This window comes from Devosia sp., from assembly GCF_035944845.1.
In the GTDB taxonomy this organism is placed as follows: domain Bacteria; phylum Pseudomonadota; class Alphaproteobacteria; order Rhizobiales; family Devosiaceae; genus Devosia_A.
On the sequence record NZ_DASZAW010000010.1, the window covers coordinates 1 to 12,464 of the forward strand.

Annotated in this window: 10 protein-coding genes; 4 read left to right on the plus strand and 6 right to left on the minus strand. The window is 65.0% G+C overall.

Annotated elements, in window-relative coordinates; translation table 11 throughout:
* Positions 1 to 155: 155 nt before the first annotated feature.
* The 5 genes from VGV07_RS01820 to yajC form a co-directional block, all read right to left on the minus strand.
* Positions 156 to 1,922, minus strand: coding sequence for a DUF4153 domain-containing protein (locus VGV07_RS01820; RefSeq protein WP_326866978.1), 1,767 nt, complete (start codon positions 1,920 to 1,922; stop codon positions 156 to 158).
* Between the two features lie 72 nt (positions 1,923 to 1,994).
* Positions 1,995 to 2,831, minus strand: a complete 837-nt coding sequence (locus tag VGV07_RS01825) for a phytoene/squalene synthase family protein (RefSeq protein ID WP_326866979.1) — start codon at positions 2,829 to 2,831, stop codon at positions 1,995 to 1,997.
* On the minus strand, positions 2,828 to 3,217 hold the full coding sequence (locus VGV07_RS01830; RefSeq protein WP_326866980.1) for an Mth938-like domain-containing protein: 390 nt from the start codon (positions 3,215 to 3,217) through the stop codon (positions 2,828 to 2,830). Before VGV07_RS01830 ends, VGV07_RS01825 begins: the two co-directional genes overlap by 4 nt.
* 3 nt (positions 3,218 to 3,220) lie before the next feature.
* Positions 3,221 to 5,779 (minus strand): protein translocase subunit SecD, encoded by a 2,559-nt coding sequence (gene secD, locus VGV07_RS01835; RefSeq protein WP_326866981.1) that lies wholly within the window; start codon positions 5,777 to 5,779, stop codon positions 3,221 to 3,223.
* Between the two features lie 138 nt (positions 5,780 to 5,917).
* Positions 5,918 to 6,268 (minus strand): preprotein translocase subunit YajC, encoded by a 351-nt coding sequence (gene yajC, locus VGV07_RS01840; RefSeq protein WP_326866982.1) that lies wholly within the window; start codon positions 6,266 to 6,268, stop codon positions 5,918 to 5,920.
* A gap of 185 nt (positions 6,269 to 6,453) precedes the next feature.
* On the opposite strand from yajC, the gene VGV07_RS01845 reads away from it, so the two are divergent.
* The 4 genes from VGV07_RS01845 to VGV07_RS01860 all read left to right on the plus strand — a co-directional run bounded on the left by VGV07_RS01845 (position 6,454) and on the right by VGV07_RS01860 (position 11,105).
* Positions 6,454 to 7,332 (plus strand): ATP-binding protein, encoded by an 879-nt coding sequence (locus VGV07_RS01845; protein WP_326866983.1) that lies wholly within the window; start codon positions 6,454 to 6,456, stop codon positions 7,330 to 7,332.
* 359 nt (positions 7,333 to 7,691) lie between these two features.
* The gene (locus VGV07_RS01850) at positions 7,692 to 8,120 is read left to right on the plus strand and encodes a TadE/TadG family type IV pilus assembly protein (RefSeq protein ID WP_326866984.1); all 429 of its coding nucleotides are present in this window, start codon (positions 7,692 to 7,694) and stop codon (positions 8,118 to 8,120) included.
* Positions 8,117 to 9,799 carry a pilus assembly protein TadG-related protein gene (locus tag VGV07_RS01855; RefSeq protein WP_326866985.1) on the plus strand — a complete coding sequence of 561 codons (1,683 nt, stop codon included), beginning with the start codon at positions 8,117 to 8,119 and terminating at the stop codon, positions 9,797 to 9,799. Before VGV07_RS01850 ends, VGV07_RS01855 begins: the two co-directional genes overlap by 4 nt.
* Before the next feature lie 322 nt (positions 9,800 to 10,121).
* Positions 10,122 to 11,105, plus strand: coding sequence for a hypothetical protein (locus VGV07_RS01860; protein ID WP_326866986.1), 984 nt, complete (start codon positions 10,122 to 10,124; stop codon positions 11,103 to 11,105).
* A 107-nt stretch (positions 11,106 to 11,212) separates the two neighbouring features.
* On the opposite strand, the gene VGV07_RS01865 is transcribed toward VGV07_RS01860, so the two are convergent.
* Positions 11,213 to 12,046 (minus strand): M23 family metallopeptidase, encoded by an 834-nt coding sequence (locus tag VGV07_RS01865; protein WP_326866987.1) that lies wholly within the window; start codon positions 12,044 to 12,046, stop codon positions 11,213 to 11,215.
* Positions 12,047 to 12,464 lie beyond the last annotated feature (418 nt).

Sequence of the window (12,464 nt, forward strand, 5' to 3'; positions counted from 1 at the left end):
ACGGACGAACGGACCAAGCTCTCTTACGGTGCTATGCCCAGGGGGTGACGGTCCCGCCCATCCGATCCCCGGCCGGCGGCCACCGACCGGGGATCACCGAACCTGCTACGAGTCGGCGAGAATCAACATGCAAGGGGGTCGGGGAGCCACCAGTTTTACTGATCCACATCCGAGAACAGCTGACCATCAAGGCTGCCCAGTACATTGGGCCCCGCATTGTTCTCGCCGCGATCGAAGCTCGCCGATTGCAGCACCAGCCGGTAGTTCCGGCTCGCGACCCTGAAGTCGATCCACGGTGTCGCCAGGAACCCGCCATTCTGCTGCGCCAGCCAGGCCGTGAGATCGAGCAGTTGCAACTCCTCGTCGGTGCTGCCTACGGGGCCGACCCGAACGACGCCAGCGGTCACGGTGAAGCGTAGCGGCGGTAAGGCCACCGCGGTGTCGCCATAGAGGCCAACCGGGCGGATCAGGTACGGCGTCGCCGTCACGTCCACCGGCGGGCCATCGAAATCGCGGAACAGCGTAGCATAGCGAACGGCGCCATCTGTCGAGGGTTGGCTGACCCCCAGTGCTTCCAGCACCACGTACGACCCATCCTGCAACGGATCCCAGGTCACACCGTACTTGCCCATCACTTCGCGCACAGCGCGCTGCCCCTCGCGCGAGCCGGTGAGATAATCGATGATCCCCCGCGCTTCGGCGATCTCCTCGGCAGTCCAGTCGCCGCGGGGTGGGCTGGCGGATTTATCGGCCCCGGCATTCATCACCAGCGCGTCGAGCCGCATCGCCTGCGTACTCTGCGACAGATAGCTGTAGTTCCACGGTCCAACCGAGAGCAGCAGCAGGATCGCGCCGGCGAGCCCCGGGATCAGCCGGATGTCACCGCGCCTGACGATAAACAGCAGCGCCAGCACGGCCGCCCATACCCCGCCGGCCAGCAGCAATATCCGCTCGGCGGTGAGCCCGTAGGCATCGATGCGCACCCACACGGCGATGAAGAACAGCACCAGCGGCGCCAGTGTCAGCCAGAACCACCAGGCGCGGAACAACCGCACCAGCGGCCGCGATCGCATGAAAGCCGGGTGGACGATCAGCCAGGTCGCCGCACCGGTGACGACGAAGCCCAGCACCATCCAGCCGATCATTCCCGACGGCAGCTTCTGGGTAAAGGCGATCTGCCCCGCATAGGCGAGCAGGATCAGCGCGTAGATCACCAGCAACGGCACCAGGATGAACTGGCCGATGAAGCCGATGGACAATGGCAGGAAATCAGCTCGATCGAGTTCGCCCGCCCGGAAATCGGAAACCTTGGGCAACGTCGCCAGCCAGTAAACCGGCGCAAGGAACAGCCCGACGAACGGCAGCACCGCCTTGTAGAAGATTTCGCCGGTCTCGAACCCGAACAGGATCGACAGCGAACGCTCGATCGCCGCGATGCCGAGCCCGATGATCAATGCCGCGGCAGCCGCAATCACCGCGGTGGCAATGGCCTGGTGGTTGATCCACCAGAAGCGGTCCTGCTGCTCGGCGCGCGGCGCCCCTCGCTCGATCCGTGTGAACGGCGACACTGACAGCCAAAGCACGGAGATGGCCGGCAGGGCCCATGGAACGAGCCAGGCGGTGTCGGTTACCTGGAAGGCGCCGATAGCGAGCAGCGGCAGCAGATAGGTCAGCAGCAGGCCGGCAACCCGGGCATGGGGCCGGCTCTCGGTGAAGTAGACGCCGGCTACGGCCAGCACTGCCCCGGTCGCCAGCCCCAGCGTCGCGCGTATCCACTGCTCATGCTGCAGCCAGCTGACGCTGTTGAGCGCGCCGATGACGATGGCCACGTTGATGAATGCCAGGATGATGGCAAACCAGAAGCGCTGCCAGGTGAGCAGGAAATCCGGAGCCTGCTTCTCCAACCACGCCACAAAGCCCATCGCGCCCTCGCCCCCTGCGGCCCTGCTAGGCCAAGATGGCGATTCTCGGGTGCCCCTGCCAGTCCCGGCCGATCAACTGCGCGATGACCACCACCACATGCCGAGGATCTTCCGCCAGTCGGCGGTCGCTGCCATAGCGGTGAACGGCACCCGGCTGCGCGACAGCCGGCGCAGTTCCGGGCCAAGCAGCCCTGCCGAGGCGAACGCCGGCCGCAGCGGCTTCGGCAGGGAGCGGATCGCCGCTTCCGCCTTGCCCAGGTGCTCGAGCGCCAGGTCGTTCACCTGCCCCAGTGCCGCGAACAGCCCCTCGCTCTCCTGCCCGGCGAGGATCTCGCCATCGGTGACGCCATTGGCCGCAAAGATGTTCATCGGCAGGAAGATGCGGCCCTGCGAGGCGTTGAAGCCGAAAGCGCGCAGGTGCCCCGCCAGCGCGTGCGCGACACCGAGATGCCCGGCCGCGTCGCCGGTCTCGACCTCGGTACCGCCATTCAGCACCATGGCGGCGAGTTGGTAGAGCACCGACACCGTCTCGCCGGCATAGCCCTCGAAGCTTGCGACGTCTGGCATCGGATCCTGGTAGAGATCGAAGCGCCGGGCCGCCACCAGCCTGAGCAGCGGACCGCTGGGCAGCCCGTAGCGCGAGATCGCATCGAGCAGCGCCGCCGCCAGCGGGTTCTGGCGCACATTGCCGTGGCCGGTGCCCTTCAGCGCATCAGCCCACCATTGCAGCCGGATCTCCCCGGCCGTCGGCTCACGGGCCCGATCGCGGATCGAGGCGACGTCGGCGTTGAAGGCGTAAAGGGACTGAATCGCGCCTCGCTCCGGCTCCTTGAGCAGCAGCGTCGCAAAGTAGCGATCGCGGTCGGCGTCGCGCAAAAAACTCGCGACGTAGCCGGCGTCTTCGCTCATCGGGCGTTCTCGACCGCCAGCAGCGCCGCGCCCACGGCACGGTCCTCAGCCAGCAGCACATTGTAGGTGCGGACGGCCCCGCCCGTGGCGATCGCTTCGACGATCACCCGGCGCTCCTTCAGCGCGGCGCGCACCGCAGGGTCGAGCCCGGCGATATCGCCGCCCAGCCCGATCAGCAGCACATCGAGCCGTTCGGCGACCTCGAACACCGGCGCAAGGTGACCGAGCGTCACATCGGTCGGTAGCTTCGCCTCCCAGGCGAACATGCCGCCGGGGAGGCAGAGCAGTGAGCCGCGATGCGACAGGCCGGCAAAGCGGAAGCCACCATTGCCGTAGGCGTCGATGGGGACTTGCCGGGGATAGAACCCCTCCCCCTTCTCCGCCATCGACTAGACCGCGGCGCCGTCGGCGCGCTTGTTCGCCTTGGCCTTCTTTTCCTTCTCTTCTTCCATCTCGCTGCGCGGCTTGAGCCCGAAATAGATCAGGATCGGGCCGCCGATGAAGATCGAGGAATACATGCCGAAGATCGAGCCGAAGGTCATGGCGATGGTGAAGCCGCGGATCGACTCGCCGCCGAAGAACACCAGCGGGAACAGCGCCAGGAGCACCGTGAACTGCGTGAGCGAGGTGCGAACGATCGTCTGGTTGATCGAGAGATTGATGATCTCGGCCACCGACATCTTCTTGTATTTTCGTAAGTTTTCTCGGACGCGGTCGGATATCACCACCGTTTCGTTGAGCGATAGACCCACCAGAGTGAGCACCGCCGCAATCGAGGAGAGGTTGAACTCCAGCCCGGTTATCGAGAACAACCCGACTGTCATGATCACGTCGTGCAGCGTCGTCGTCACCGCCGCGAGGCCGAACTGCCATTCGAAGCGGAACCACACGTAGATCAGGATCGCCACCAGCGTCACCAGCACCGCGATGGTGCCGTGCACCGCCAGCTCGCCTGAAACCGTGCCGCTGACCGCCTCGGTGCGCCGCACCTCGTAATTGTCGGTCGCCAGCACCTTGGTGACTTCCTGCACCGCCACCTGCTGCTCGGCGTCGCCGCCGGGCTGCAGCTGGATGCGAACTAGCAGGTCCTGCGGGTTGCCGAAGCTCTGCACCTGCACTTCGCCCAGGTTCAGCGGGTCGAGCAGTTCGCGCACCTTGGCTGGATCGGCATCGCCTTCCGCCGTGTGCTGCACTTCGATGGCCGAACCGCCGACAAAGTCGATGCCGAGGTTGAAGCCCTTGAAATAGGCCGTGCCGAGGGCCGCCACCGTCAGAACGATCGAAAGCACGATCGCAATGCGCGACATCTTCATGAAGTCGATCTTGGTGCCGTCGGGGATGAAGCGGAAATGCTGGATCTTCAGCGTCTTGGGGCGCTTGGCATGGTACCAGATGCCGATGAAGAAGCGGGTCACCGTATAGGCGGTGAACAGCGAGGTGAGAATGCCGAGCGCCAGCGTCACGGCGAAGCCCTGGATCGGGCCCGAGCCGAGGAAGTAGAGCACGATCGCCGCAATCAGCTGCGTCAGGTGCGAGTCGATAATGGTGCCCCAGGCGCGGTGGAAGCCCGCGTCGAGCGATTGCAGGATCGATTTGCCCGATCGCTGTTCTTCTCGCATGCGCTCGTAGATCAGGACGTTCGCATCCACCGCCACGCCGATGGTCAAGACGATACCGGCGATACCCGGCAGCGTCAGGGTCGCGCCAATGGCCGAAAGCGATCCAAGGATCAGGAAGATGTTGAGGACCAGCGCCACGTTGGCGAAGACGCCGAACAGGCCATAGGCAATCACCATGAAGGCCAGCACCAGCACCGAGGCCACCGCACCCGCGGTGATGCCGGCACGGATCGAGTCCGCACCGAGGCTGGGACCGACCGAGCGCTCCTCGATCACCTCGAGGCTGGCCGGCAGCGCGCCGGCGCGCAGCAGCACGGCCAGGTCGTTCGCCGACTGGGGCGTGAAGTTGCCGCTGATCTGGCCCGAACCGCCGGTGATCGCCTGCTGGATAACCGGCGCGGTGATCACCTGATTGTCGAGCACGATGGCAAAGCGCTTGCCGACATTCTTCGAAGTGATCTCGCCGAAAGTGATGGCGCCCCGCGTATCGAACTGGAAGCTCACCACCGAGCGCGAGGTCTGCTGGTCGAAACCGGGCGACGCGTTGGTCAATGACTCGCCGCCGAGCTCGATGTTTTCATTCAACAGCTCGTTCCCGCCATCGGCGCTCGGCACGATCATATAGCCGGACGGGATGCCCTGTGCCTCGGCCTGCGCCGCCGTCATCGAGGGGTGAACCAGGTGGAACGTCAGGCGCGCAGTTTTCTGAACCAGATCCTTCAGCCGCTGCGAGTCCTCGAAGCCCGGCACCTGCAGCAGCACGCGGTTCTGCCCCTGGCGCTGGATCGACGGCTCGGTCGTGCCCACTTCGTCGACGCGATTGCGGATCACTTCCATCGACTGCGCCACCAGCGACGACATGCGCTGCTCCACCCCTTCGGGGGTCAGCGAGACGACGATCTTGCCGTCAGGCGTCTCGGAGAAAGCCAGTTCCGGCACGCCGCCTACGCCGAACGTGCTCGACACGTTGTTCTGCAGCTTCTGCACCGCCGTCATGGCGGCGGCTTTCTGCGACGGATCGGTCAACTCGATGGTGATCGAATCCGTTCCGGTAGTGATCAGGTTGCCGATGCCGTTGTCGTTGGCCAGCGCCGAGCGCACATCGCGGCGCAGGCTCTTGATGCGTTCGGTGATGATCGACTCGCGCTTGACCTCAAGCAACAGGTGCGAGCCGCCCTGCAGGTCGAGGCCGAGCACCACGGTCTGCTTGGGCAGGAAGCCCGGCCAGACGGCGAGGATATCCTTGGGCAGGAAGCTCGGAATAGTGAACAGGATGCCAAGTATCGCAACGATGACGATGATGGCTGACCGGATTGGCGATGACTGCATGGTCGGAACTTGGTCCTGTATGGAGCCCCTCTGATGACAGCAGGCTGTCATGGGGCAAGCGGAGCCCAGTGGCTCCGCGTCTATGTCAGAAATGCGTCAGCCGGCGCAGTTGCTGGCGCCGGCTGGGAGTGAAGTGGCTCAGGAAGCCTTGTTGTCGTTGACCGGCGCCGACTTGGACCGCACGTCCGAGATACCGCCGCGCGTGACCTTGACGCGGGTACCCTGGGCGATTTCAACCTCGAGGTCTTCGCCGTCGACCGCCTTGGTGACCTTGCCGACGAGGCCGCCGGAGGTGACCACAGTGTCGCCGCGGCTGATCGCCGACAGCATCGCCTGGTGCGCCTTCATGCGCTTCTGCTGCGGGCGGAAGATCAGCAGCCAGAAGATCACGACCAGCAGCAGGATGGGGGCGAACTGGATCAGCAGATCACCGGCGCCCATCGAGGGGGCTGCACCTGCGGCTTGCGCGAAGGCGGGGGTCACGAACATTAAGGGGCTCCTTGCATAGTAGCTGTCGGCACGTCGGATGGCCGTTGTTGACCCATATAGGGCTGGTCTCCGGTGCTGGACAGTCCAACCCGGCAAAAATCGGCCGGAATATAGAGGCCGTGCACAAGGATTGCAAAGCCATTCGGGCTGCGTCAAAACGGAGGCGTACCCGGGAGTTCGCCCTTATGACCACCGACTATTCCGCCGACATCGCGGCGGCCCTCATCCGCATCGCCGATACGCTCGACGCCATGAAGCCCGGCGCCGGCGTTCCGGCCCCTGCCCTCACCGATGCCAGCGCCTATCACTGGGACGCTGCGGCGGATGCGCTCATCCCGGTGCCCAAAGTGTCGCGCGTGCCGCTGGCCATGCTCAGGGGCATCGACGATGTGCGCGAAATCCTGCTGCAGAACAGCCTGCAGTTTGCCCGCGGCTTCGCCGCCAACAATGCGCTGCTTTGGGGTGCCCGCGGCATGGGCAAGAGTTCGCTGGTCAAGGCGGTGCACGCCCATATCAACGGGTTGGGCGCGGCCGACATCAGGCGGCTGATCCTCATTGAGATCGCCCGCGAGGACATCGAGGCCCTGCCCCGGCTGATGCGGCTCATCTCCAAGGAAGAGGACGCGCGCTTCATCGTCTTCTGCGACGATCTGAGCTTCGACAAGGATGAGACCAGCTATAAGTCGCTCAAGACCATCCTTGATGGCGGCCTCGAAGGCCGGCCCGACAACGTCTTGTTCTACGCCACCTCCAACCGCCGCCACCTGATGCCGCGCGACATGGTGGAGAACGAACGCTCGACCGCCATCACCCCGGGCGAAGCGGTCGATGAAAAGGTCTCGCTGTCCGACCGCTTCGGCCTGTGGCTCGGCTTCCACAACTGCGACCAGCCGACCTATCTCGCCATGATCCGTGGCTATTGCGACGAGTATGGCCTCACGATCGACGACGAGACGCTGCGCGCCCGCGCCGTCGAGTGGTCGATGACCCGCGGCGCCCGCTCCGGCCGCGTCGCCATCCAGTTCGTCCGCGCCCTGGCTGGCGAACAGGGTAAGGCGATCTAGCCTGCCGAGTAGCGAGTAGCGAGTAGCGAGTAGCCGGGGGATCCAGGATTATGGGCCCCGGCAAGTCCCGCTATTCGCCACTCGCTACTCTCCTTACTCTAAGCATCACCACGTACTGAACTAAGCGACTTCGCGCCGTCACACGCGCAGATGTTGTCAGCGCGCGGTTTCCGCATTGCTCACAGGAATTCCACTTATCTTGGCTATACTTATCTCTATTTGACTAATCTCCTATTCTGTCGCCTCGGGCGCCAATCTTCCAGCGCCTGAAGTGACCGGCCGAGCGTCCCACCCAGGAGGGTGGCGGCCTTTTGTGGGGTATCAGAATGCTATGGCACGGGGACTGCCAATTGCAGGGCGTGTCGCCACTTCGTGGCCCCAGGCGGCTTGCCGGTAACGAGGACGGCGCGTCGGCGGTCGAGTTTGCCATCATCGCTCCCGTCTTCATCCTGATGATTGTCGGCATGCTTGCCTATGGCATCTATTTCGGTGCCGCCAACTCGGTGCAGCAGATCGCCGCCGACGCCGCCCGCACCTCGATCGCCGGCCTCAACGCGACCGAGCGCAACACGCTCGTTACCACCTTCATTGAGAACAATGCCGGCGACTATGTCTTCATCGACCCGGACGAGGTGGATTTCAGCATCGGGGACGATGTCGGCGACCCCAACCAGTACAAGGTGACCATCACCTACGACGCCTCACAGCTGCCGATCTGGACGCTGCCGCTGCCGTTGCCAAACAAGGTCATCAAGTACACCTCCACCATCCGGCTAGGCGGCACATGAAGTCTTGGTGCCGTTTCCGCAGCGAGGAGCGCGGCAACATCGCGGTGATGTTTGCGCTGATCCTGCCCATGGTGATGCTGGCCGGAGCATTCGCCGTCGACGAAGGCTCGCTCTATCTCGAGCGGCGGCAAGCGCAATCGGTGGCGGACCTCGCAGCCATCGCCGCAGCGACCGATCCCAGCAAGGCGCTCGATACCGCGTTCAAGACCTTCCAGGCCAACGGACTGATCGGCTCGACGCTGAGCATCGACGATCCATCGATCCAGGTTCACTCGCTGCAGCCGGTGCATGTGGTAGTGGGCCGGTACAAGGCGGCGCCCGAGCTGTCGGTATCCGCCCGCTTCTCGCCCGGCGGTTCGCCCCCCAACGCCGTCCACGTGACCTATCGCAAGACGGGCACATTGTGGCTGGCCCGGCCTTGGCAGGCGCCGCCCGAGATTTCCGTCGCCGCGCTGGCGACGGCCAATCCACAGGCCGCGTTCTCGGTGGGCTCCCGCCTCGCCTCTCTCGATGGCGGCGTCGCCAATGCGCTGCTCAAGAGCCTCCTCGGCACCTCCGCCAGCCTCGACGTGATGAGCTACAACGCCCTGCTCGACGCCAAGGTCGACCTGCTGGATTTCCTCGATGCGCTGAATCAACAGTTGAGCCTGTCGGCTGTCACCTACGGTGACGTGCTCGAGGCTTCGGCGAGCCGCGGCGCCATCGCGGGCGCATTGGCAAGCCTGCTCACCGGCACCGCCCAGACTGCCGCCACGACGCTCTCCACCACCATCGCCGATACCGGCACGATCCCGCTCCTCAAGTTGCTTGATATCGGCTCGCTCTCAACCCTGCCGGTGGGCAGCGAGTCCGGCTATTTTGCCGGAATCTCGGCGCTTGAGTTGCTCAATGCCGCAGCTGTCATTGCCGGCAACGGCAAGCAGATCGATCTCAATGTCGGCGTCACCCTGCCCGGGCTCACCAGCATCACCCTCAGCGTCGCCATTGGAGAGCCGCCCCAGCACGCCTGGTATCGGGTGGGCGAAACCGGTGCCGTGGCGCGCACGGCCCAGACCCGGCTCAAACTCACGGTCAAGCTGCTCGGCAGCCCCGTGCTGCTCGGCGCCGGCGTCACCTTGCCGATCTATGTCGAGGTCGCCTATGCCGAGGCGCGGATCCGTTCCGCCTCCTGCCCGGCCTTCGGCAGCGCGACAGGCAGCGCCGTGGTGGAGGTGCTGCCGGGCGCCGCGCGGCTCGCCATCGGCAACCTCTCCGGCGCCAGTTTCACCGATTTCAGCGCCTTCCCCGTCGTCGACCAGGCCACGATCCTCTCTGTTCCGCTGCTATTGAGGATCAGGGCCCGCGCTGCCGTCGTCGTCGGCGAGATCTCGCCGATCCTGCTCAGCTTTTCCGCCGCGGATGTGCAGCAGGGAACGCTCAAGACCGCGACCAACCACACCATCGTCGGCAGCCTGTCGAAGTCGCTGCTCGACGGGCTGGATATCGACGTCGACGTGCTCGGCATCGGGCTCTCCACCGACGCAGTCATAGCGGCCGCGGTGCGCACGCTGGTGGCGCCGTTGGCGCCGGTGCTCGACAGCACCATCTTCGGGGTTCTCGAGGTATTGGGCGTCGGTATCGGCGAGGCCGACGTCCGGGTGTACAGCGTCACCTGCAGCCGCCCGGTGCTGGTCGGCTAGGCGAATCCACCGGCGCCGGATGGGTCCCCTGCGCCCACGGGCGCTAAGCATGGGTCCCGCCCACCCACCGGTTGTGTCATCCCTGCGAAAGCAGGGACCCAACTCACAGCCGGTGCAAATGGATGGATGGGTCTCTGCTTTCGCAGGGATGACACCGAGTCTTGTGGCGCTGCCTGGGGGCAAGTTCGCCGATGGGCGCCGATCAGATGCGAAGACCCCTGTTCCCGCTCCGACCTTTTCCCTAGCTCCCCATGGCTTGCGGCGCAGCGACGTTGCTGCAACGAATGCGCTCCCGTTTCGACGACGAGCACTGAGGGGAATAATGAGCCTATCGCATAAACTGAGATGGTCGCACGGCGAGGCGACCATCCTGAGCACGGCCGCCATGCTGGCCGACGCCACCTTCCTGGTCGGCGGCAAGCCGTTCAAGCCGTTCGCCCGCGCGCCATGGCTCGGCACCGTCGATGACCCCGCGATCGTCGGACACCTACGCGTCCTCGCCGGTGATTTTGTCGGCCTGCCGTTCGGTACTGGCGGGCGCACCGCCGGCCCGAACCTGCCCGAATGGGGCAAGCTGCTCGGCCAGGCGGCCACCGGTACCATTCACGGCCCGGTCGCCCACCGCGAGTGGACCATCGTCGGCGGCGACGACGAGAGCGTCACCCTGTCGCTCGACTACGATCCGGATTCGGTGGTGCGCAAAGTCGAGCGGGTGATCACCGCGCGCAGGGATGCACCGGCGCTTGACTTCGTCATGCGCATCTTTGCCCGCCACAAGGCGCCGATCTCGGCTGGCCTTCATCCAAATTTCCGTATGCCGGATAACCCGGGCCGGCTGGAGCTGAAGCTCGATTTCGACTTCGGCCTGACCCATCCTGGTCAGACCGCTGAGGGCGACCCGCAGGAGTTCGCGAGCTTGAGTTCCGTGCCCAAGGACGGCGCACGCGTCGACATGTCCCACATCCCGCTCTCGCCGCGCACCGACAAGAATGTCCAGCTTTGCGGCGCTCGCGGCCCGCTTACCGGCACCTATCTCGACGAAGGCATGGGCTTTGAGCTCGACTGGGATCACGACCTCTTGCCCACCCTGATGATCTGGCACACCGATGGCGGCATCAAGGGCGAGCCATGGAACGGCCAGTTCCGCGCCGTCGGGCTCGAGCCCCTCGCGTCCGCCTTCGACCTTCACACGGACGTCTCGACCGGCCCCAACCCGATCAACCAGCGCGGCATCAAGACCTGGGTGGATCTGGATCCGGCCAAACCACTGGAAATCCGGCACTCGGTGCGGGCGTTTGCGGTGTGAAGAGCAGGCAGTCGGCAGTCGGCAGTCGGCAGTCGGCAGTCGGCAGTCGGCAGTCGAAGGGCTAAACCTGCGACTGCCGACTGCCTATTCCCTACTGCCGTTTCTTGCTAGCTCGCCAGTAGCGGCAGCGGATCGACTGGAGTGGCGCCCTTGCGCAGCTCGAAGTGGAGCTGCGGCTTGGATACCGAGCCGGTCTTGCCGGCGGTGCCGATATTGTCGCCGCGGTTCACCACGGTACCCTTGGCGACGTTCATGTCCTTGAGGTGGGCGTAAGCCGACACATAGCCATTCGGGTGGCGGATCAGCACGAGGTTGCCGTACCCTTCGACGCCCGATCCGGCATAGATCACCTGGCCGTTCTCGGCCGAGCGGACGGCGGCGCCCTCGGCCGCCTCGATGTTGATCCCCGTGCCCTTGGAGTTGGCGAAGTCGGTGATCACCCGGCCCGAGATCGGCCAGCGGAATTTGTCGGCGCCCGAAAGCACCGGTTCGGTCTTGGGCTGCTGCAGCGGCTGCGCCTCGGCAACTGCGGCCGGAGCTGCAGCAGTCGGCGCCAGCGGCTTGGCAGCCGGGATCTTCGTCTCCGGCTCGATCGAAGCGACGGCGACGGGTTTGGGCGCAGCGAGGTTCGCCGGCGGAGCGCCGAGGGTCTCGGGTTTGGCGCCGCCCTTGGGACCGAGCGCCATCAGCGTCGAGGCCTTGCCAGGGATGACGATCTTCTGGCCGACATAGATCTTGTCGGGGGAGGAGAAGCCGTTGGCCTGGATGATCGCCTGCGCCGTGACATTGTAGCGGCGCGCCACGGTATAGAGGCTCTCGCCGCTTTCGATCACGTGGACATAAGCATCGGACGGGACGGAGACGAGGGTGTTCGAAGCCGGGGCGGACGCCAGAGTGGGTGTGGCCGGAACCGGGCTCAGGGGCTTGGCAGCGGGCATCATCTGATTGCTTCCGTTGGCTGATGAAGTGAGCACAGGCAAGTCTTCGGTCGATACTGAGCCAAGCGGCTGGCTGGGCATGGGCTGGCTGCTGCTCATGCTGTTGGACCCGACCAGCATGGGACCGGATCCACCGCCAATGTTTTCTGGAGGAACGAGCGTCTTGGGCATGGCCTGGGCAGTGGACATCGGCGTCGCGGCGTTGACCGAGCCGGTCGTCGTCCTGTCGAAGCCGAGGCCAGCCAGCGAGCTACACCCCGAGAGCGCAGTGGCGCCTGCGAACAGGCCCACAATCGCGGCGGTTCTAAACGTCTTACCGGTCACGCGGTTACTCATCAGTCCACTCTACGCAGGTACTCAATGGACGTGAGATTAGGGCGTTAAGGTAAAGAGTGATTTAAATGCGAAGCAATTTGCTCAA

Coding starts and splice junctions, on each gene's coding strand:
- VGV07_RS01820 (WP_326866978.1), bottom strand. CDS start 1,922: ATGGGCTTTGTGGCGTGGTTGGAGAAGCAGGCTCCGGATTTCCTGCTC.
- VGV07_RS01825 (WP_326866979.1), bottom strand. CDS start 2,831: ATGAGCGAAGACGCCGGCTACGTCGCGAGTTTTTTGCGCGACGCCGAC.
- VGV07_RS01830 (WP_326866980.1), bottom strand. CDS start 3,217: ATGGCGGAGAAGGGGGAGGGGTTCTATCCCCGGCAAGTCCCCATCGAC.
- secD (WP_326866981.1), bottom strand. CDS start 5,779: ATGCAGTCATCGCCAATCCGGTCAGCCATCATCGTCATCGTTGCGATA.
- yajC (WP_326866982.1), bottom strand. CDS start 6,268: ATGTTCGTGACCCCCGCCTTCGCGCAAGCCGCAGGTGCAGCCCCCTCG.
- VGV07_RS01845 (WP_326866983.1), top strand. CDS start 6,454: ATGACCACCGACTATTCCGCCGACATCGCGGCGGCCCTCATCCGCATC.
- VGV07_RS01855 (WP_326866985.1), top strand. CDS start 8,117: ATGAAGTCTTGGTGCCGTTTCCGCAGCGAGGAGCGCGGCAACATCGCG.
- VGV07_RS01860 (WP_326866986.1), top strand. CDS start 10,122: ATGAGCCTATCGCATAAACTGAGATGGTCGCACGGCGAGGCGACCATC.
- VGV07_RS01865 (WP_326866987.1), bottom strand. CDS start 12,046: ATGATGCCCGCTGCCAAGCCCCTGAGCCCGGTTCCGGCCACACCCACT.